The sequence below is a fragment of the Actinomadura miaoliensis genome, from assembly GCF_039536785.1.
Lineage (GTDB): Bacteria > Actinomycetota > Actinomycetes > Streptosporangiales > Streptosporangiaceae > Spirillospora > Spirillospora miaoliensis.
The window spans coordinates 63,541-82,148 of record NZ_BAAAZG010000059.1 but is presented as its reverse complement, the minus strand read 5'-3'; the positions used below and the strand labels follow the sequence as shown (position 1 = coordinate 82,148).

Annotated in this window: 22 protein-coding genes; 15 read left to right on the top strand and 7 right to left on the bottom strand. The window is 73.2% G+C overall.

Annotation, left to right across the window (positions count from 1 at the left end; genetic code table 11):
• Positions 1-92: 92 nt before the first annotated feature.
• The 4 genes from ABD811_RS37085 (at position 93) to ABD811_RS37070 (ending at position 3,092) form a co-directional block, all read left to right on the top strand.
• Positions 93-593 (top strand): heme-binding beta-barrel domain-containing protein, encoded by a 501-nt coding sequence (locus tag ABD811_RS37085; protein ID WP_344957155.1) that lies wholly within the window; start codon positions 93-95, stop codon positions 591-593.
• 435 nt (positions 594-1,028) lie between these two features.
• Complete coding sequence (locus tag ABD811_RS37080; protein WP_344957153.1) at positions 1,029-1,442, top strand: Fur family transcriptional regulator; 414 nt, start codon at positions 1,029-1,031, stop codon at positions 1,440-1,442.
• An 87-nt stretch (positions 1,443-1,529) separates the two neighbouring features.
• Positions 1,530-2,522: a CAF17-like 4Fe-4S cluster assembly/insertion protein YgfZ gene (gene ygfZ / locus ABD811_RS37075; RefSeq protein WP_344957151.1), complete on the top strand. Its 993-nt coding sequence runs from the start codon at positions 1,530-1,532 to the stop codon at positions 2,520-2,522.
• Positions 2,523-2,588: 66 nt separating this feature from the next.
• Positions 2,589-3,092: a hypothetical protein gene (locus ABD811_RS37070; protein ID WP_344957149.1), complete on the top strand. Its 504-nt coding sequence runs from the start codon at positions 2,589-2,591 to the stop codon at positions 3,090-3,092.
• Between the two features lie 62 nt (positions 3,093-3,154).
• Here the strand turns inward: ABD811_RS37070 and dtd are convergent, their stop codons facing one another.
• Complete coding sequence (dtd, locus tag ABD811_RS37065; RefSeq protein WP_344957147.1) at positions 3,155-3,580, bottom strand: D-aminoacyl-tRNA deacylase; 426 nt, start codon at positions 3,578-3,580, stop codon at positions 3,155-3,157.
• Positions 3,581-3,600: 20 nt separating this feature from the next.
• Here dtd and ABD811_RS37060 point away from each other — a divergent pair, with 20 nt between their 5' ends.
• Complete coding sequence (locus ABD811_RS37060; RefSeq protein WP_344957145.1) at positions 3,601-4,428, top strand: beta-keto acid cleavage family enzyme; 828 nt, start codon at positions 3,601-3,603, stop codon at positions 4,426-4,428.
• Between the two features lie 63 nt (positions 4,429-4,491).
• Positions 4,492-5,475, top strand: a complete 984-nt coding sequence (locus ABD811_RS37055) for an asparaginase (RefSeq protein ID WP_344957143.1) — start codon at positions 4,492-4,494, stop codon at positions 5,473-5,475.
• 12 nt (positions 5,476-5,487) lie between these two features.
• On the opposite strand, the gene ABD811_RS37050 is transcribed toward ABD811_RS37055, so the two are convergent.
• The 5 genes from ABD811_RS37050 to ABD811_RS37030 form a co-directional block, all read right to left on the bottom strand.
• Positions 5,488-5,907 carry a hypothetical protein gene (locus ABD811_RS37050; protein WP_344957141.1) on the bottom strand — a complete coding sequence of 140 codons (420 nt, stop codon included), beginning with the start codon at positions 5,905-5,907 and terminating at the stop codon, positions 5,488-5,490.
• 91 nt (positions 5,908-5,998) lie between these two features.
• Positions 5,999-7,228, bottom strand: coding sequence for a CynX/NimT family MFS transporter (locus ABD811_RS37045; RefSeq protein ID WP_344957139.1), 1,230 nt, complete (start codon positions 7,226-7,228; stop codon positions 5,999-6,001).
• Positions 7,225-7,974 (bottom strand): FadR/GntR family transcriptional regulator, encoded by a 750-nt coding sequence (locus tag ABD811_RS37040; protein ID WP_344957137.1) that lies wholly within the window; start codon positions 7,972-7,974, stop codon positions 7,225-7,227. Before ABD811_RS37040 ends, ABD811_RS37045 begins: the two co-directional genes overlap by 4 nt.
• Positions 7,975-8,102: 128 nt before the next feature.
• Positions 8,103-8,333 carry a hypothetical protein gene (locus ABD811_RS37035; protein ID WP_344957135.1) on the bottom strand — a complete coding sequence of 77 codons (231 nt, stop codon included), beginning with the start codon at positions 8,331-8,333 and terminating at the stop codon, positions 8,103-8,105.
• Positions 8,334-8,422: 89 nt separating this feature from the next.
• Positions 8,423-10,255, bottom strand: coding sequence for a DUF2207 domain-containing protein (locus ABD811_RS37030; RefSeq protein WP_344957133.1), 1,833 nt, complete (start codon positions 10,253-10,255; stop codon positions 8,423-8,425).
• A 109-nt stretch (positions 10,256-10,364) separates the two neighbouring features.
• On the opposite strand from ABD811_RS37030, the gene ABD811_RS37025 reads away from it, so the two are divergent.
• The 6 genes from ABD811_RS37025 (at position 10,365) to ABD811_RS37000 (ending at position 14,858) form a co-directional block, all read left to right on the top strand.
• A complete protein-coding gene (locus ABD811_RS37025; protein ID WP_344957131.1) occupies positions 10,365-11,333 on the top strand; it encodes a neutral zinc metallopeptidase in 969 nt (322 codons plus the stop codon).
• A gap of 78 nt (positions 11,334-11,411) precedes the next feature.
• Entirely contained in the window at positions 11,412-11,807 is a 396-nt protein-coding gene (locus ABD811_RS37020; protein ID WP_344957129.1) for a helix-turn-helix domain-containing protein, read from the top strand.
• Positions 11,804-12,283 (top strand): hypothetical protein, encoded by a 480-nt coding sequence (locus ABD811_RS37015; protein WP_344957127.1) that lies wholly within the window; start codon positions 11,804-11,806, stop codon positions 12,281-12,283. The genes ABD811_RS37020 and ABD811_RS37015 overlap by 4 nt, the downstream gene beginning before the upstream one ends.
• 158 nt (positions 12,284-12,441) lie before the next feature.
• Complete coding sequence (locus ABD811_RS37010) at positions 12,442-12,801, top strand: DUF2516 family protein (RefSeq protein WP_344957125.1); 360 nt, start codon at positions 12,442-12,444, stop codon at positions 12,799-12,801.
• Positions 12,802-13,043: 242 nt separating this feature from the next.
• A complete protein-coding gene (locus tag ABD811_RS37005) occupies positions 13,044-13,934 on the top strand; it encodes a DUF2268 domain-containing putative Zn-dependent protease (protein WP_344957123.1) in 891 nt (296 codons plus the stop codon).
• 75 nt (positions 13,935-14,009) lie between these two features.
• Positions 14,010-14,858 (top strand): MerR family transcriptional regulator, encoded by an 849-nt coding sequence (locus ABD811_RS37000; RefSeq protein WP_344957121.1) that lies wholly within the window; start codon positions 14,010-14,012, stop codon positions 14,856-14,858.
• 19 nt (positions 14,859-14,877) lie between these two features.
• Here the strand turns inward: ABD811_RS37000 and ABD811_RS36995 are convergent, their stop codons facing one another.
• Positions 14,878-15,666, bottom strand: coding sequence for an SGNH/GDSL hydrolase family protein (locus ABD811_RS36995; RefSeq protein WP_344957119.1), 789 nt, complete (start codon positions 15,664-15,666; stop codon positions 14,878-14,880).
• Positions 15,667-15,918: 252 nt separating this feature from the next.
• Between ABD811_RS36995 and ABD811_RS44080 the strand changes: the two genes are divergently transcribed.
• The 3 genes from ABD811_RS44080 (at position 15,919) to ABD811_RS36985 (ending at position 18,581) form a co-directional block, all read left to right on the top strand.
• Positions 15,919-16,017, top strand: coding sequence for a putative leader peptide (locus ABD811_RS44080; RefSeq protein WP_425549500.1), 99 nt, complete (start codon positions 15,919-15,921; stop codon positions 16,015-16,017).
• A gap of 137 nt (positions 16,018-16,154) precedes the next feature.
• Positions 16,155-17,363 carry an SfnB family sulfur acquisition oxidoreductase gene (locus ABD811_RS36990; protein ID WP_344957117.1) on the top strand — a complete coding sequence of 403 codons (1,209 nt, stop codon included), beginning with the start codon at positions 16,155-16,157 and terminating at the stop codon, positions 17,361-17,363.
• A gap of 21 nt (positions 17,364-17,384) precedes the next feature.
• The gene (locus tag ABD811_RS36985; protein WP_344957115.1) at positions 17,385-18,581 is read left to right on the top strand and encodes an acyl-CoA dehydrogenase family protein; all 1,197 of its coding nucleotides are present in this window, start codon (positions 17,385-17,387) and stop codon (positions 18,579-18,581) included.
• Positions 18,582-18,608 lie beyond the last annotated feature (27 nt).

Sequence of the window (18,608 nt, the reverse complement as noted above, 5' to 3'; positions counted from 1 at the left end):
TGACGTCGGCGGCGTCCCGCGGCCGGAGGGGCGGCGATCTCGGCGGCCGGCGATGTCCCGTGCCCTCCGGCGCGCCGCTACGCTCGGTGGTCATGGAGCCTGAGCTGCACCCCGACCTCAAGCCGCTGGAGTTCCTGCTGGGCACGTGGGAGGGCGCCGGAGTCGGCGACTATCCCACGATCGACGCGTTCAACTTCGGGCAGGAGATCTCGTTCACCCACAACGGGAAGCCGTTTCTGATCTACTCCAGCCGCACCTGGCTGATCGAGGAGGACGGCTCCCTCGGCCGGCCGCTGGGCACCGAGACCGGGTACTGGCGGCCGCAGCCCGGCAACCAGGTCGAGGTGACCCTGGCCCACCCCACCGGCATCGTCGAGATCTACGTCGGAAACGTGGCCTTCCACCGGGTGGAGCTGCAGACCGACGTCGTGGCGCGGACCAGTTCCGCCAAGGAGGTCACCGCCGGACGGCGGCTGTACGGGCTGATGCCGGAGAAGGACGGCAAGCGCGACCTCGGCTGGGTGTACGAGATGGCGGCCATGGGGCAGCCCCTGCAGGCCCACCTGTCCGCCCAGCTCAAGAAGATCGACTGACGGAACCGGGCGCGCGGGAAGCGCCGAGCGCATGAAAAGACCCCCGGACCTTCCGCGCGGTGCGGGTGATGGGAGGACTACCCATCGGTCCGGGGGCCCGGTGCCTGCCTGGTATTCACCGGTCGACGCCGCGACCGGACTGCCTCTCCCTGGACGGCTAGCTCGTCCGCGGAATCGGTAGTGCCAAGGCGTGACGGCGACCTAGTGGACAGCCACCTCGCAAGTCCTACAGTCACTCATGCCTAGGACCACCTCCTTTCCTGCGTGAGACGCAGGTTATGCGAGGCCGACGCGAGGGGCAAGACATTTTTCCGGTGGACGGATGCGCCCGGCGCCCCCGGACCCGCAGGAGGCCCCGCGGGCTCGCCCGGAAGGCCGCGCTGCACCGGGGCTGAGACCCGCACGGTGAGATCCGGCACAACATAGAATCTGCACATGGCGGACACGTGGCAGGAGGAGCTTCGGGCGAAGGGCTACCGGGTCACTCCCCAGCGCCAGCTGGTGCTCGAGGCGGTGACGAACCTGGAGCACGGGACCCCGGAGGAGATCTGCGCCGAGGTACAGCGCACCGCCCGCGGCGTCAACATCTCCACCGTGTACCGGACGCTCGAACTGCTGGAGGAGCTCGGGCTGGTCAAGCACGCCCACCTGGGGCACGGCCCGCCCAACTACCACCTGGCGGCCGAGGCCGAGCACATCCACCTGGTCTGCCGGGACTGCGGCACCGTCAACGACGTCGCCCCCGAGGCCGCGGCCGGGCTGGCGGAACTCCTGGAGAAGCAGTTCGGCTTCGAGACCGACGTCCACCACCTCACCGTCTACGGCCGCTGCGGCTCCTGCCGCGGCTAGCGCGCCCGGCGGACATCCGTCGCCAGCGCACATCCGGCCTCGGGCGGGGGCTCATGAGCGCCGGTGGCGGGAAATAGTCTGGGACGCATGGAGAGCCCGCTGTTGAAGCTGCCGGGGGCCGTCGCCGCGGACGCGCCCGACCAGGAGATCGCCGCCCACTACGGTGAGCCCACGCAGGAGCAACGCGCGCTGGAGGCGGGCGAAGCGTTCGTCGACCGGAGCAACCGCGGGGTCGTGCGCGTCTCCGGACCCGACCGGCTGAGCTGGCTGCACAGCCTGACCAGCCAGCACCTACAGGACCTCAAGCCCCACGAGCCGACCGAGGCGCTGCTGCTGAGCCCGCAGGGACACGTCGAGCACCACATGCATCTGGTGGACGACGGCGAGGCGGTCTGGATGCACGTCGAGCCGGGCACGGCCGGCCCGCTGGTGGAGTTCCTCGACAGGATGCGGTTCATGCTGCGCGTCGAGGTCGCCGACGTCAGCGACGCCTACGCGGTGGTGACCACCGGGCGCGACCCCGAACCGGGAACCCTGGCCCTGCCCGACGTGGTCGGCACCGCGCAGATCATCGAGCGGGAGGAGCTGGCGAAGCTGCCCGAGGCCGCGCGGCCCGCCGGCGTCTGGGCGTACGAGGCGCTGCGGATCGCCGCGCACCGCCCGCGCATGGGCCTGGACACCGACCACCGCTCCATCCCGCACGAGATGGGCTGGATCGAGGTCGCCGTCCACCTCAACAAGGGCTGCTACCGGGGCCAGGAGACCGTGGCCCGCGTCCACAACCTGGGGCGCCCGCCGCGCCGCCTCGTCTTCCTGCACCTGGACGGCAGCGTCGACCGGCTGCCCGCCCACGGCGACCCGGTGGAGATCCCGGGCGGCCGGACGGTGGGGTTCGTGGGCTCGGCGGCGCGGCACCACGAGCTGGGGCCGATCGCGCTGGCGCTGGTCAAGCGGAACGTACCGGTGGACGCCGAGCTGCTGGCCGGAGGCGTGGCCGCCGCCCAGGAGGTCGTCGTGTCGCCGGAGACCGGCGCGAACGCCAAGATAAATTTCCGCCGACAAGCCGCGCATCGGGCGTAAAGTTCCTACCATCCGGGCAGACTCGTCTGTCGTAGACGGAAACCGTCAGGGGGTGGGTCCCGGCCGATGGTCGCGCACCAGGGGAACCAGGAGCCGCCGCTCGTCCGCAAGAGCGCGACCGGACGGCGCCGCCGTCGGCGCCGCGAGTCGGCCCTGGTCTGGTGGGGCGCGTTCGCCGTCCTCCTGGTGGCCGCGGGGTGGTGGCGGTCCTGGCGGCTGGCGCTGCTGGCCCTGCTGCTGTGGTGCCTGTACGAGCTGGTGCTCGTCCCCACGATCTGCCGGGTCGCGACGCGTCAGGGCTACTCCTGCCGTGAGCCCGCGCGCGGCCGCCTGTTCGCCTGCTCGTCCGGCCACCAGCAGGTCAAGACGGACGCGCTGTGGCGCCTGGTGGGCCTGCGCAACCCCCTGCGCCGTCCGCCCAAGGCCGACCCCAACCGGGAGACCGGCACGCTGATCGTCTCGCCGGTGGTGCGCGGCCGGCTCGCCCAGGCCGACCGCACCCTCATCCTGCTGGCCGCCCTGGGCACCCTCGTCACGATCGCCGGGGTGGTCTACGGCTTCGACCTGTGAGCCCCGAGACCGCAGCCCCCAGACCACAGCCCCGAGTCCGGCGATCCGGGGCCCGGGACGGGTCAGGTCTCGACGATCAGGGTGACCGGGCCGTCGTTGACCAGGGCCACCTTCATGTCGGCGCCGAACACGCCCGTCTCGACCTTGGCGCCGAGCGCCCGCAGCTCGGTCACGACCGCGTCCACCAGCGGCTCGGCGACCGGGCCGGGGGCGGCCGCGATCCAGGTGGGACGCCGCCCCTTGCGCGCGTCCCCGTACAGCGTGAACTGGCTGATCACCAGCAGCGGGGCGCCCAGATCCGAGCAGGACTTCTCGTCGGGCAGGATGCGCAGCCCCCACAGCTTGGCGGCCAGCTTGCGGGCCTGCTCCGGCGTGTCGTCATGGGTCACCCCGACCAGCACCAGCAGTCCCGGCCCGTCGATCGCGCCCACCACGCGGTCGTCGACGGTCACGGAGGCGCGGCTCACCCTCTGGACTACAGCCCTCATGGCCATGCATTCTGCCTGGCATGGGAGCAAAGACGCTCATCACGGTGGCGCCCACCGGGGCCGAGTCCGCCAAGGCGGACGTCCCGGCGCTGCCGGTGACACTCGACGAGCTGGTCCAGACGGCCAAGGAGTGCCAGGCCGCCGGGGCCGCGGTGATCCACGTGCACATCCGGGACGACGACGCCCGGCCCACGCTCGACCTGTCCCGGCTGCGGGACACGGTGCGGGCGCTGCGGGAGTCCACGGACCTGGTCGTCCAGCTGTCCACGGGCGGCGCGGTCACCGACCCGTACGAGGACCGGCTGCGCGTCCTGGAGGCCGGTCCGGACGCGTGCTCGCTGACCTGCGGCACCGTCAACTTCGGCGACGAGGTGTTCATGAACCCGTGGCCGTTCATGACGGAGCTGTACCGGCGCACCCAGGAGCTGGAGATCGTCCCCGAGTTCGAGCTGTTCGACCTGGGGCAGGTCGCCGCGCTGCACCGGCTGCTCGACAAGCACGGCGCGCCCTACGGCGGCCACGTCCACTGCGACCTGGTGATGGGCGTGCCGGGCGGCATGCCGGGCGACGCGCGGACGCTGGTCGCGGCGGTCGAGGCGCTGCCGGACGGGGCGACCTGGTCGGCCACCGGCGTGGGCCGCACCACACTTCCCGTCATGTACGCGGCGCTGTCGGCGGGCGGGCACCTGCGCGTCGGCATGGAGGACACGCTCACCTACGCCAAGGGGCGGCCGGTGACGTCCAACGCCCAGCTCGTGGAACGCGCGGCCACCCTCGCCGACCTGGCCCAGCGTCCCGCCATGCCCGCCGCCGAGGCCCGCGCCTTCCTGGGCGTCAGACCGCGCTGACCACCGCCGCCGGCTCCCTATCCTGTGGGTGGTCGAACGGCAGGACGCGGCGTTGGGAGCAAGGTGGACACCCATCCGGTGCTGGTGGAGGTGGAACGTTCCGGGTTCGTGGAGTCGCGGCATCGCGGGTCCGCGGTGGGGCTGGCCGCCGGCGGCTCGGTGACGGTGCGCGCCGGAGACCCCGACGTGCCGATCTTCCCCCGGTCGGCGAACAAGCCCATGCAGGCGGTGGCCATGCTGCGCGCCGGGCTGGACCTGGACGGCGAGCTGCTGGCGCTGGCCGCGGGCAGCCACTCGGGCGAGGACTTCCACGTCGAGGGCGCCCGCGCCGTCCTCGCCGGCGCCGGGCTGGACGAGCGGGCGCTGCGCTGCCCGCCCGCCTGGCCGATGGAGCAGCGGATCGCCGTGGCGGTGGCGCGCTCCGGCGGCGACCGGTCGCGGCTGCGGATGAACTGCTCCGGCAAGCACGCGGCCATGCTGGCGACGTGCGTGGCGGCGGGCTGGCCCACCGCGTCCTACCTGGACGCCGATCACCCGTTGCAGCGGGCCGTACGCGCCACGATCGAGGAGCTGACGGGCGAGAAGGCCGCCGCGGTCGGCGTCGACGGATGCGGCGTCCCGCTGTTCGCGGTGTCCGCGACCGGGGTGGCGCGGGCGTTCCGCGCGCTGGTGCTGGCCGCGCCCGGCACCGCCGAACGCCGCGTCGCCGACGCGATGCGGGCGCATCCGCAGTGGACCTCGGGGACGCGCCGTGAGGAGCGCCGCCTCATGGACGCGGTACCGGGGCTGCTGGTCAAGTGCGGCGCCGAGGGCGTGGACGCGTTCGCCGCCGCGGACGGACGCGCCGGCGCCGTGAAGATCGACGATGGTGCGATGCGGGCGCGCACTCCCGTCACCGTCGCGCTGCTGCGGACGCTCGGCGTCGACGCGTCGGCGGGCGTGGACGCCGCCGCCCTGGACGAGCTGGCGGCCGCGCGGCTGGACGGCGGCGAGCGGACCGTGGGCACGATCCGTCCCGCCGCCGGCCTCTTCACGGCGGCGCGCTGACCCGGCGCCTGTTCAGGCGGACGGCGTCTTGGGGCCGTGCCGGGCGGGGGCCTTGGGCTCCCCAGCCTCGGGCGCCTCGGCCCCGGGCTTTTCGGCCATGGGTTCCCTGGGCTTCGGCTCCTCGGCGAGGGTGCCGTCGAGGTTCAACGGCGGGGGCTGCCGGCCCGGCCGCTCCGGCGCCGGATACAGGTCCTTGGGGAACTGCATGTCCGGGGAACTGTGCGAGTACATCCCCGGCCAGTAGTGATAGGCGCCGCCCTCGACCGGCCCCCAGTGCGGGGACTGGTCGCATCTGCGGTCCGGGTGGATCTTCCTGGACGAGGCGAGGATCGTCATCGTCATCCACGTGAGGATGCCGATGACCAGGATCGGCGGGCCGATCCACAGCGCGATCTCCGGGCCGATGTGAACGGCTCCGGGCAGTACCACCACGTCTCCCACCTCCCGAGCGGAATGTTCCGAAACGGGCGGATACCCATGTGCACCGCGGATACTCCCATCGTAGGTCCCGTGTTCGCGCAGGTCAGCGCGTTTCTCCGGAAGTCACGCGGGCGGGTTCGGCGGGGGCCGGGGCGCCCACGGTGCGGTCGCGGGCGGCGGCCATGCCGGGCAGCGCCAGCCCGGCGGTGATCACCAGTACGACGGTCATGGGGACCGTCCAGCCGTCGGTGGCGTCGTGCAGCGCGCCGACCAGCAGCGGGCCCAGCGCCGCGATCACATACCCGACGCCCTGCGCCATGCCCGACAACTGCGCGGCCACTTGGGCGTCGTGCGCCCGGAGGCCGAGCAGCGCCAGCGCGGTGGCGAAAAGCACGCCCTGCGCGAAGCCGAGCACGACCGTCCAGAGCCACACCGAGCCGATCGGCGCCCAGGCGATCCCGGCGAAGCCGACCAGGCACAGCGCGACCGCCAGCACGACGATCGGCCGCTGGTCGCGGGCGCGGCGGGCCAGCGTGGGCATCGACAGCGACCCGACCGCCTGGAACAGCGCCGACAGCGCCAGCACGTACCCGGCGGACGTCTCGGCCATGCCGCGGTCCTGGCAGATCGTCGGCAGCCAGCCGAGCACCACGTAGTTCAGCAGCGACTGCACGCCCATGAACACCGTCATCTGCCAGGCCAGCCCGGACCGCCACACCCGCGCGGCCACCTGGCGCGAGGCGCCCGCGGGGACGGGCGTGCCCGGCGCGGCGCGGCGGGCGCGCGGCAGCCAGACCAGCGCCGCCAGCACCGCCGGGATCACCAGCAGGCCCAGCGGCAGCCGCCACGACGCGTCCAGCCCCCGCTGGACGGGCACCGCGATCCCCGACGACACCGCCGCCCCCGTGGTGACCGCCACCGTGTAGATCGCGGTGACCGTGGTGATCGAACCCGGATGGTCGCGCTTGATGATCGCGGGGATCGCGACGTTGCCGATGCTGATCGCGATCCCGGCGACCAGCGACCCGGCGAACAGCGCCGCCGTGCTCGGCGCCAGCCGCAGCAGCAGCCCCGCCACCAGCAGCCCCATGGCCGTCACCAGCAGCGTCTCGCCGCGCGGTGCGCGCCGCAGGAACGCCGCCAGCAGCCCGTAGGCGCCGAAGAACGCCAGCGGCAGCGTGGTCACCGCGCCCGCCCCGGTGTTGGACAGGCCGAGGTCGTCGCGGATCTCGGTGAGCAGCGGCCCGACCGAGGCGAGGGCGGGCCGCAAATTCACCGCCACCAGGACGATCAGCAGGATCTGCAGGACGAACGCTCCGCGCCGCTCGCTCACGCCCCGGCCTCCCCGGCGTCTTCGGCGGCCCCCGCGTCCGGACGGTCCGCGGGCTCGGCGCCGGATTCGGATGCCAGCAGGGCGGACACCACGGCCAGGGTCGGTTCGATCACCTCGGCGGCGGCCCGGGCGGCGGCGTCGGGGTCGCCGGCGGCGATGGCGTCCAGGACGGCGCGGTGCCGTTCGGGACCGGCCTCCGGGATGCGGTGGTCCAGGCGGATCGCGCTCAGCGACTCGTGCAGCCGCCCGATGAAGTACCGGCACGCCTCGATCAGCACCGGGTTGCCGGAGGCCTCGGCGACGCCCAGGTGGAAGCGGGAGTCGGCGGCGCCGAACTCGTCGGCGTCCTCGGCCGCGTCCCGGGCCGCCAGCAGCTCCTCCAGCCGGGCCAGGTCGGCGTCGGTGCGGCGGCGGGCGGCCAGCCGGGCCGCCTGGACGTCGTAGGCGAGCTGCACCTCGAACACGTCGCGCAGCGTGGCCCCCTGGACGCGGCGCAGCAGCGGCCGCGGGTCGGCGGAGCTGCGCACGTACGTGCCGTCGCCGCGCCGCACCTCCAGCACGCCGACGTGCGTCAGCGCCCGGATGGCCTCGCGAACCGCCGGACGGCTGACGCCCAGCCGGGACGCCAGGTCGAGCTCGCCGGGGATGCGCTCGCCCACCCGCCATGCACCGCCGCTGACCTCGGCCTGGAGCTGGTCGAGCACGGCCTCCACGGTGGACCCGCGCGGGACGGGACTCAGGGCCACGGCACGCTCCTTTCGTAAGATGTCTGACATCTTACGATCAGCGCGAATCCGCGCCGCGCCGCGCGGTCCTACCGTCGCGCGCCGCCGTCCTTCATGCCGGTACGTCCCTCAAGCCGGTACGCCGGGGCTCAGCTCTTGCGTTCGGCCTCGTCGCGGCGCGTCCGCTGTGCCGGGCTGCCCTCGATGATGCCGCCCGTCACGGCGCCGCGGTGCGCGGAGCGGCCGTGCATGCGGTCGATGCGCACGCGCTTGCGCTGCCCGTACCAGAGCAGCAGCAGCCATGTGATGAGCGCCAGCGCGATCACGATCGGGCCCAGGACCAGCCAGTAGTTGTCGCCGAGGGGAAAAGTCGCATCCAACACCAAAACGGTCACACCTCCTCGTCCCGGCCCCTACCCGGCGGGAGGATTCCAACCGCGATACCCGTGTTCCCGGACGGTCCGGAGGGTCAGCCCTCCGGATTCGCCAGCACCCCGCGCAGGCCCCGGGACTGCGAGATCGAACCCGACGTCGTCAGCGTGAACACCCGCATCGACTCGGCGAACCGGGACAGGTCCCACTCGGCGGGGCCCTCGTACCAGGCGAGGTTGTCGGCGCCCTCCGCGCGCTCGCCCGCGTCCTCGACCGTCTTGGCCCACGGGCCGACCACGCCGAACACCACCGCGTACGGCAGGAACCGGGAGAACAGCGCGATGCGCTCCCGCGAGCCGAGCTCGGCCGCGGCCCCGTCCGGCAGCTCCCCGCGCTCCAGGAAGGCCCGGAACCCGATCGTGTGCGCCAGCACCGTCGACCCGCGCGCGGTCTTGGCGGGCATGAACTGGCCGCCGTACGCCAGCGCCGCCCCCGCGATGATCACCGCGAGCCCGGCCAGCGCCATGTCGGTGAACAACGCCAGCGCCACGGTGCCCGCGACGCCGAGCACGGTCAGCACCATGCCCGCGATCGTCCAGCGCGAGCGCACCGCGTCGGGGCGGCGCGCGAACCAGCCCTGCTCCACCACGTCGTCGTACATCGCGCTGCGCACCCGCGCCAGGGCGCGGGCGAACGTGCCGTCCAGCTCCGACAGCCGGACGCTGTCGCGCGCGCCGCCGTCCGGGGCGGTGAACAGGGCCTCCAGCAGGATCCGCTCGTAGCGCAGCAGGTCGTCGGGCGGGGCGGGCAGGCGGCGCAGCGTCCAGTCCAGGCGGCCGGTGACCGCCCGGTCCTGCTCCTCGATCAGCAGGTGGCCGCGCACCGCCAGGTCGACGATCGTCGCGGTCACGTCGATCACGTCGGCCTGCTCGTCGATCAGGGTGCCGATCTGGCCGGGACGGACCCCGTCCGGCGGCTCGAACCGGGCGCCCGCCACCGGCGCGTGGTCGCCCTCGGCGGCCCTGCGGCCCACGACCCGCGCGTCCCGCCCGCGCAGCAGGTACAGCACGGCGATGCCGCCGAGCAGCAGCACCAGCAGCCCCAGCAGCGCCGACGCGGTCACCGCGTTGATCGAGAAAGCGGTCGCCACGGTGTGCCGCCGCTCGTGGATCGGCCGGCCGCCGATGGTGCCGGGCGGGTACCCGACCACGACGGTCAGGTACTCGCCCGCCAGCATCTCCTGCTGGCTGAACACGCCCTGCGTGTGCGTGTGGTTGGTGTAGAACTGCGTGCAGCCGATCGCGGTGCCGGGCGGCCCGGCGAAGCAGTTGATGTTGCGGATCATCGCACCGCCGTCGACAGTGGCCCGCGAGTCCTCCACCGGCACCCTCCAGCCGCCCGCCGCGGGCCAGCGCAGCTCCTCGGTGGCGCCCATCGGGGCGACCGCGCCGCGCACGTCGTACTCCAGGATCACGGTGCGCCGCCCGGTCAGCGCCGCCGGGCCGCTCACCCGGACGTCGGTGCGCGTGTCGGACGTGGACACCGACACCTGGGTGGGCCCGCCGTCGGGGCTGGACGCCCGCACGTTCTCCAGCCGGTAGACCCGGTCGCGGGTGACGCTCTCGTGCTCGCGGGTCACGAACGAGCGGGTGAAGCCGCGCCGTCCGGCGAACTCGTAGACGATCGTCTCGCGGGCGTGCAGCGTCCCGCCGGCGCCGACCCGCAGCGCCACCTGGTCCCGCACCACCTTCTCCGCGGCGGCGGCGACCGGCGCGGCGGCGACCTGGGCGGCGACCTGGGCGGTGTCCATACGGGGGGTGGTGACCTGGGCGGACGGCGTGGCCGCCTGGGCGGGGCGCCCCGGGACGACCAGGGCGACGAGCGCGGCGAGGGCGAGGGAGGCGACCATCGGCCGCGAGCAACCCGACATGGGCGCAAATCGTAGCCGCCCGGCGCCCGCCTGCCACGGGGGTACGGGCGCCTCGTCCGGATCCGTGACCAGCGCGTGGGGTTTCGGCGGTGTGGGATGATTCTGCCCTATGGCAGGCCAGTACCCCCCGCCGGCACCGGCGCCGGCCCCGGCCCCGCCGCGCCTGCCCGGCCAGCGGCCCGGGGAGTACCGCTACACCCCGCCCCGGCGCGGGCCGCGCCGCACCACCGGGGGCACCGTCGCCGGGCTCGTCGGCGTGCTGGCCGCGTTCGTGGTGCTGGCCATCGTGGGGTTCTGGCTGTTCGGGGACGGCGACGGCACCACGCGCGGCCCCGGCCTGGGACGCCAGCCCGCCGCCTCCCGCGCCGACGCCACCGACAACCGCCTCTACGCCACCGGCGCGCTGACCCCCGTCGCCTGCCGCATCCCGGCGATCGACCAGGCCCCCGCGTCGATGCGCCGCTTCATGGACGCGCTCAGCGACTGCCTCGACGCGTCCTGGCGGACCCAGTTCGGCAAGGCGAGCATGGCGTTCGGCCCGCCCAAGCGGGTGTTCTGGGAGACGTCGGGCCGCAGCCCGTGCGGCACGTACCCCAACCCCGGCGCCTCGGCGTTCTACTGCCCGGCCAACAACACGATGTACGTGGGGCTGCGGCACGTCGTGGAGACCTCGGGCGGCGAGCCGCTGTCGAACTTCACCGTGTTCGCCCGGGTGATCGCGCACGAGTACGGCCACCACGTCCAGGAACGCGCCGGGATCCTGCGGTACGGGCACCGGCAGATGGAGACCGCCTCCACCGCCACCGCCCGCATGGAGACCAGCCGCCGCATCGAGCTGCAAGCACAGTGCCTGGCGGGCGCGTTCCTCGGCGCCGAGCGCCGCGCGATGGGCATCACGCGCCGCCAGTACCTGGCGATGATGGAGGACGTGCGGGGCCGCGGCGACGAGCGGCTGCCCCCTGACCAGCGCGATCACGGCTCGTCCCGCAACTACGCGGGCTGGGTCGCGATCGGCTTCCGCGGCGACGGCCTGGCCGTCTGCAACACCTGGACCGCGCCGCCCCGTGCGGTCGAGTGAACCCTCTGTGAGCGTTCTCACGGATCAGTGCTAGCTATCGTGCTTGCAATTGCAAGCACCCTGACGCAGGGTGGAACCATGGCAAGTCCGAAGGTCGGCTCGATCGGCGAGTACATCCGCGAGCAGCGCACGCGTGCCAAGATCTCGCTGCGCCAGCTCGCCGATGTGTCGGGGATCTCCAACCCCTACCTGAGCCAGATCGAACGCGGGCTGCGCAAGCCCAGCGCCGAGATCCTCCAGCAGATCGCCAAGGGGCTGCGGATCTCGGCCGAGGCCCTGTACGTGCAGGCGGGGATCCTGGAGGACCGCGACGCCGACACCGACGTGCAGACCGCGATCCGGGCCGACCTCATCCTCACGGAACGGCAGAAGCAGGTTCTGCTGGACGTCTACGAGTCGTTCCGCCGGGAGAACGAGGCTGCCGCCGCCACATCCGAGCGTTACCAGGACACAGGAAAGGACGAGGTGGGATGACATTGGCTACCACCCTCCGCGCCAACAAGGCCGTCTACACCATCGCCGGCGCGGGCGACCTGGCGGTCGAGAAGATCCGCGAGGTCCCCGACCAGGTCGTCAAGGCCCGCGAGACCGCCGTCAAGTACCAGGACGACCTGCGCGAGGTCATGGACCGCTACCGCGGCCAGGTCCTCGAGGCGATGGGCCGCTACCGCGGCGAGGTCCGCGACAACGTCGGCCGCGTGCAGGAGCGCATCGAGGTCAAGGACCTGCCCAACGCCGCCGTCGCGTACATGACGCACGGCGCCAGCCGCGCCGTGGAGTTCATCGACGAGCTCGCCGAGCGGGGCAAGCGCGTCGTGCACAAGGAGGCCGTCGCCGTCGCCGAGATCGCCGAGGCCGACGCCAAGCCCGCCACCCGGGCCCGCGCCACGCAGCGGCGCACCACGCAGTCCCGCGCCGCCGCGGCCAGCAGCCGGAAGGGCGGCGCCTGAGCCTGCGGCCGCCTGGGCGCCCCCAGGCCCACACCAGGTCCACGGGGCCCGGTCCGGGAACACCCGGCCGGGCCCCGTCGTCTTGTATGTGACGCGCACGTTGCCCATAAGGTGGGAACCGAGGACCTCGCGGCAGAGACAGGCAGGAGCGCTGATCGGTGGCCGGTTTCGGAATCTTGGACTTGTTCTTCTGGGCTCTCCTGGTCGTCGCGTTCGCCATGGAGGCGTGGGCGCTGGTCGACTCCCTGACCGTGCCCAAGGACGCCTACGCGGCGGCCAGCAAGCAGAGCAAGAAGCTGTGGACGATCATCCTCGGCGTCGCCGCCGTCCTGGGCTTCGCCCACGCCGTGCTGCCCCTCCAGGGCGCCTCCCCGATCATGCTGCTCATCGGCATCCTGCCGGTGGCGGCCTTCATCGCCGCCGCCGTCTACCTCGCCGACGTCCGTCCCGCCGTCAAGCCCTACAAGAAGCGCGGCGGCGGTGGCCGCACCAACATGGGTCCCTACGGCCCCTGGTGACCCCGCGCCCCGCACCCCCACGTTCCTGAACGCACCAATCACCTCTCGCCGCCGACTGTCCTCGGTAACGCCGCGGCATGCCGCTGCCCGCGTTTTCGGGTGATGCCGCGCGTCCACGTGTCCGCCCAGCTCCGCGACACACAAGCCGCGGCAGCGCCCCCCGGCTTCGGCCGCCCAAGCCGCGCGGAGGAGTTCCGCGCGGCTTGCCCCTCCCGTAACAGGAGGTCCTACGGTCTCGGGGCATGAAGATCGTTGTCCATGACACCGCGTCCGCCATGTCCGACCTCCTGCGGCTCCCGTTGGACGAGCGGCCCGACGCCCTGCGCGAGATCTACCGCCCGCTCGAGAACGTGATGCCCGTGCCGCCCGGCATGGACCTGGTCCAGATGCACCAGCAGATGGGCAGTGGCTTCCGCATCGACCGTGAGGACCCGCGCCACCTGACCGCCCTGCGGGAGATGCGGGACGCGGACGTGTGGACCCGCATCGAGGATTGCCTCACCGCGGCGTGGGAGCGACTGAGCGACGCGGCCCCCGGGATCAACAGCGCCGACACCGTGCATGTCGTCCTGGTGCTCGGCAACCCCGATGACGACCACCTGACGGTCCGCAGCGCCGGCTACTTCGGCATGGGCGGCTTCCCGGGGGCGATCCACCTGGTGATGTGGCCCACCGAGACCAGCCTGGCGAAGATCGGCTACGCCGCCGCGCACGAACTCCACCACAATGTGCGCTACGCCAACGTCACCTGGAACCCCGCGACGGTCACGGTCGGAGAGCAGGTCGTGGCCGAAGGGCTGGCCGAGGCGTTCGTACGGGAGTTGGCGGGCGAGCAGGCCATGGGACCGTGGGCGACGCGACTGACCGGCGCGGAACTGGACGAGGTCTACGAGAAGGTCACGGCGGGGATCGATGTGGCCGGGATGCAGAACCTGACCGCGTACGTGCACGGCGACGCCACCGCGCAGCTCATGGGGCAGCAGCCCGTCGGACTGCCGGACTTCGCCGGGTACGCGGCCGGCCTTCGGATCGTGGACGCCCATATGGCGGTCTCCGGCCTGACCGCCGCCCAGAGCACCGCGCTGCCGGCACGCGACATCCTCCTGAACGCGGGCGTCCCGACCACCGCGTGACCCATTGCCGCCTGACCCATTGGTGAGTCCCGCGGATCGGAACAGCGCCCCGGCGAGGTGAGCGACACTGTGCTGATGACGAGTGATGCCCACCGACAGGAAGGGGCGCCCGCCGGCGAGGGCGTCGAGTCTCCGGCCCCCGAGGAGCTCACCGTGGGCCGGGCGGCCGCGCTCGTCGGGGTGAGCGTGAAGACGCTGCACCACTGGGACGCGATCGGCCTGGTGCGTCCGAGCGGGCGCACATGGGCGGGGCACCGGGTGTATTCGGGCGACGACGTCGCCCGGATGCACCGGGTCCTCGTCTACAGGGAGCTCGGGTTCCCGCTCGCCGAGATCGGCCGCATCCTCGACGATCCGGACGCCGACGCGCGCGACCACCTGCGCCGGCAGCGGGCACAGCTCGTGGAGCGCATCTCCCGTCTGCGGAAGATGGTCGACGCGGTGGATCGCATGCTGGAGGCGTCCGGACGCGGGATGCGGCTGACCCCCGAGGAACAGGTCGAGATCTTCGGCGACGACTGGCAGCCCGCCTGGATCGAGGAGGCCGAGGAGCGCTGGGGCGACAGCGCGCAGTGGGCGCAGTACGCCGAACGGGCCGCCGGGATGACGCCCCGGGACTGGAAGGACGTCAAGGCCGCGACCGACGCCCTGCACGCCGACCTCGCCGCCGCCAGGCGCGCCGGCGTGACGCCCGGCTCCGACGAGGCGAACGCCCTCGCCGAGCGGCACCGCGCGCTGCTCTCCAGGTACTTCGACTGCACGCACTCGATGCAGGTGTGCATCGGGCGCAGGTACGTCGGCGAACCGGGGTTCGCCGACTACTACGACGCGCTCGCGCCGGGCCTGACCGTCTGGCTGCGCGATGTGATCTTCGCGAACGCCGAGGCGCACGGCGTCGACCCGGAGTCCGCGATCTGGGAGTGACCGCGCGCGGGGCGGCGGTTCAGGGCGTGGTCGCGGCGGTCGGGGTGCCGGCCGGTGCCGGGGTGGCCGGTGCCGGGGTGGCCGGGCGGCCGCGGACGGGTCGGGCCAGGCCGAGGGCCCGCAGGTTGGTGACGAGGCGCGCGGCCATGTGCCGGTTGCCCGCCAGGTTGGGGTGGATGTTGTCGGCCCGGATGTAGTGCACCGCGTTGCCGGTGCCCTTCTTGCGGTTGCCGGTGAACCAGCGCTGGCCGATCGGGTCGATGAACGGCACGTGTTCGGACGCCGCGGCGGCGCGGATGGTGTCGCGGACGCGGACGGCCTTGGCTCCCACGTCACGACCCCACGTCGGCCCCATGATCACCAGGTGCGTGCCGGGCCACTGGGCCCTGATCCGGCGTATCAGCTGCACGGTGCGGCGGCGGACGTGCCGCGCGGGGGTGAGCACGTCGTTGTGCCCGCCGGAGACCAGCATCATGTCGGGGGCCGGCCGCCAGGCGAACTGCCTGGTGAACAGGGCGTCGTAGCGCTGTTTCGCGGGGCCGGGCTCGGCGAAGCCCGAACCGACCCGTCCGCCGATCACCACCTGCCAGCCCAGCAGCCGCGCCGCCTGCCCCGCGTACGCCTGCTGCGAGGTGAGGCCGCGGATCCCGGTGGTGAAGCTGTCGCCCAGCACGTACACCACCGGCGGCGGGGGAGGCGGGGCGGTCTTCCGGGCGGACGTCGAGCCGGATCTCAGATAGGTCGCGGCCGTGCCGGCCAGCCCGAGCGCCAGCAGCACGACCAGTGCCGAGAGGACACGTCGGGACAACGGCTGGGAGGCCTTCCTGTGGCGACGGCAGAGGTCAACAGAACGGTGGGAGCGCCGTTCGGGCTGGGTGACGGTCGACGCGGGCCGCGGGCGGCGTCCGACCGGTCGGCATCCTATCCGGGCGGCGGGGCCGATTGATGGACCACTGCGTTCAGCCGTGGCGGGGGCGTGTCGGCTTTCGTGGGAGTCGGCCCTGTGCTTCGCGGTGTTCGGTTGACCACTTTTCCTACTTGTTTGATTGACTTAGGCGAGATGCCTGTTTACTCTCGTGGCGTGTCGGTGACGATGTGCTTGACCAGCCGCGGGCACGTGGATCTGTGCCGCGTGGCCAGCGCCCTCTGTCCGCTCTGACGTCCTGAGCCACGGACCGCCCGGGCGGCGACTCCGCCGGGGTCCGTGTTCCGTTGTGCGGTGATCACCGTTTTCGTCGAGGTTCGCGCGTGCCCTCTCGGCGTGCGCACGTCTGTTCCCTGGAGGTCGGGCCGGTCATGGCCTATCTGATCCGTGATGACGCCGAGGCCGTGGAGGTCGCGCGGCGGCTGGCGACGCGGCTGGCGGTCGGCGCGGCGCGTCGGGACGCCGAGCGGACGCCGCCGGTGACCGAGGTCGCGGAGCTGTCGGAGTCGGGGCTGCTGGGCATCACGGTGCCGCGCGAGCACGGCGGCGCCGAGGTGAGCGCGGTGACGCTGGGGGAGGTGTTCCGGCTGCTGGCGGCGGCCGATCCCAGCGTCGGGCAGATCCCGCAGAACCACTTCTTCTTCGTCCGGGTGCTGGCCGAGAACGGCACCGAGGAGCAGCGCGGCTTCTTCTACGCCGAGCTGCTCAAGGGCCGGTTGTTCGGCAACGCGCTGGCCGAGGCGGGCGCGCGGGACGCGTTCGAGTTCCGGACGCGCCTGACGCCGCTGCCGGACGGCGGCTACACCGTCAGCGGCACCAAGTCCTATGCCACCGGGTCGCCGTTCGCGGACTGGATCCCGGTGTACGCGACCGACGAGCGGAACCGCGTGCACGCGGTGTTCGTCCCGGCGGGCGCACCCGGACTGGAGGTGGTGGACGACTGGTCGGGGTTCGGGCAGCGCGGTACGGGCAGCGGCACCGTCCACCTGCGGGACGTGCGGGTCCCCGCCGAGCGGGTGGTGCCGCACTACCGGACGTTCGAGCGGCCCGAGGTGTTCGGCGCGTACGGGCAGTACATGCACGCGGCGATCGACGTCGGCATCGCCGGGGGAGCGCTGGCGGAGGGCGCGGCGTTCGTCCGCGAGTCGGCCCGGCCGTGGCCGGAGGCGAAGGTCGACCGGCTGGCCGAGGAGCCGCTGGTCATCCAGAAGTTCGGTGAGCTGGCGCTGCTGGTCCGCGCGGCCGAGGCGCTGCTGGTGCGCGCCGGGCAGGCCCTGGACGCGGCGCTGGCGGGCGCGCCCGTCCTCGACACGGGGAGCCTGACGGACGCCGACGCGGGGGCGGAGGCGTCGCTGGCCGTGGCGGCGGCGCGGGCGCAGGCCGATCTCGCGGCGTTGACGGTGGCCGCCGAGGTGCTGGGCGTGGTCGGTGCCCGCGCGTCGCTGGAACGTTACAACCTCGATCGGCACTGGCGGAACGCCCGCACCCACACCCTGCACGACCCGCGCCGCTGGAAGCTGCAGCACCTCGGCGACCACGCGCTCAACGGCGTCGCCCCGCCCGCCAACGGCATCGTCTGACCATCTTCCGGGAGATCCAACGTGACCACCGAGACCGAGACAACGCCCCGCGACCACGAGGGATGGCTCGCGCGGGCCCGCGCGGCCGCCGCCGAGCTGGCCGCGGACGCGGCCGAACGCGACCGGGCGGGCGGCGCGCCGTTCGCCGAGGTGGAGGTCCTGCGCCGGGCCGGCCTGCTGACACTGCTGATCCCCGCCGAGCGCGGGGGCGGGGGCGCGACCTGGCGCACCGCCTACCAGGTGACCAGGGAGATCGCCGCCGCCGACGGCGGCATCGGGCAGCTCCTCGGCTACCACTACCTGCTGTCGTGGAACCTGCACTTCTTCGGCGAGGAGAAGCTGCGCGAGCGCGTCGAGCCCCGGGCCGCCGGCGAGCGCTGGCTGTGGGGCGGCGCGTTCAACCCCCGTGATCCCGACCTGACGTTGACGCCGAAGGACGGCGGGTTCGAGCTGAACGGGACGAAGACGTTCGCCACCGGCGCGCGGGTGGGCGACCGGCTCGCCGTCGGCGCCGCGCACGCGCACACCGGCGAGCCGCTCGTCGTGATCGTCGACCCCCGGCACGAGGGGGTGCACCGGCCGGACGACTGGGACAACATCGGGCAGCGGCTGTCGGCCAGCGGAAGCGTGTCGTTCTCCGCCGTCCCGGTGCCGGAGGAGGACGTCATCGGGTCGCTGGCCGACCCGTCCCCGTGGACGACGCTGGTGACGCCCGCGATCCAGCTGGTGTTCGTGCAGTTCTACATCGGCATCGCCGAGGGCGCGCTGGCGGCCGCCCGCGACTACACCCGTACGACCACCCGGCCGTGGCTGTTCAGCGGCGTGGACCGGGCCGTGGACGACCCCTACGTGCTGGCCGTCTACGGCGACCTGCTGGCCCGGGTGCGGGCGGCGCGGGCGCTGGCCGACCAGGCGGTCGAGGAGATCGAGCAGGCGCTGCACGCCCCCGACCGGGAGGCGCTGACCGAGCGGCGGCGCGGCGAGCTGGCCGTGCTGATCGCCACCGCCAAGGTCGCCGCGACCGAGGCGTCGCTGAGCGTCTCGTCCCGGATCTTCGAGGTGACGGGCGCGCGGTCGACGCGGGCGGCGCTGGCCCTGGACCGCTTCTGGCGCAACGCCCGCACGCACACCCTGCACGACCCCGTCTCCTACAAGAAGCGCGAGGTCGGGACGCATTTCCTGACCGGCGAGTTCCCCGAGTTCTCCCTCTACACCTGACCGCCCGCACCCGACCGAGCCATCCCC

Coding starts and splice junctions, on each gene's coding strand:
- ABD811_RS37085 (WP_344957155.1), top strand. CDS start 93: ATGGAGCCTGAGCTGCACCCCGACCTCAAGCCGCTGGAGTTCCTGCTG.
- ABD811_RS37080 (WP_344957153.1), top strand. CDS start 1,029: ATGGCGGACACGTGGCAGGAGGAGCTTCGGGCGAAGGGCTACCGGGTC.
- ygfZ (WP_344957151.1), top strand. CDS start 1,530: ATGGAGAGCCCGCTGTTGAAGCTGCCGGGGGCCGTCGCCGCGGACGCG.
- ABD811_RS37070 (WP_344957149.1), top strand. CDS start 2,589: ATGGTCGCGCACCAGGGGAACCAGGAGCCGCCGCTCGTCCGCAAGAGC.
- dtd (WP_344957147.1), bottom strand. CDS start 3,580: ATGAGGGCTGTAGTCCAGAGGGTGAGCCGCGCCTCCGTGACCGTCGAC.
- ABD811_RS37060 (WP_344957145.1), top strand. CDS start 3,601: ATGGGAGCAAAGACGCTCATCACGGTGGCGCCCACCGGGGCCGAGTCC.
- ABD811_RS37030 (WP_344957133.1), bottom strand. CDS start 10,255: ATGTCGGGTTGCTCGCGGCCGATGGTCGCCTCCCTCGCCCTCGCCGCG.
- ABD811_RS37025 (WP_344957131.1), top strand. CDS start 10,365: ATGGCAGGCCAGTACCCCCCGCCGGCACCGGCGCCGGCCCCGGCCCCG.
- ABD811_RS37020 (WP_344957129.1), top strand. CDS start 11,412: ATGGCAAGTCCGAAGGTCGGCTCGATCGGCGAGTACATCCGCGAGCAG.
- ABD811_RS37015 (WP_344957127.1), top strand. CDS start 11,804: ATGACATTGGCTACCACCCTCCGCGCCAACAAGGCCGTCTACACCATC.
- ABD811_RS37005 (WP_344957123.1), top strand. CDS start 13,044: ATGAAGATCGTTGTCCATGACACCGCGTCCGCCATGTCCGACCTCCTG.
- ABD811_RS37000 (WP_344957121.1), top strand. CDS start 14,010: ATGACGAGTGATGCCCACCGACAGGAAGGGGCGCCCGCCGGCGAGGGC.
- ABD811_RS44080 (WP_425549500.1), top strand. CDS start 15,919: ATGCCTGTTTACTCTCGTGGCGTGTCGGTGACGATGTGCTTGACCAGC.
- ABD811_RS36990 (WP_344957117.1), top strand. CDS start 16,155: ATGGCCTATCTGATCCGTGATGACGCCGAGGCCGTGGAGGTCGCGCGG.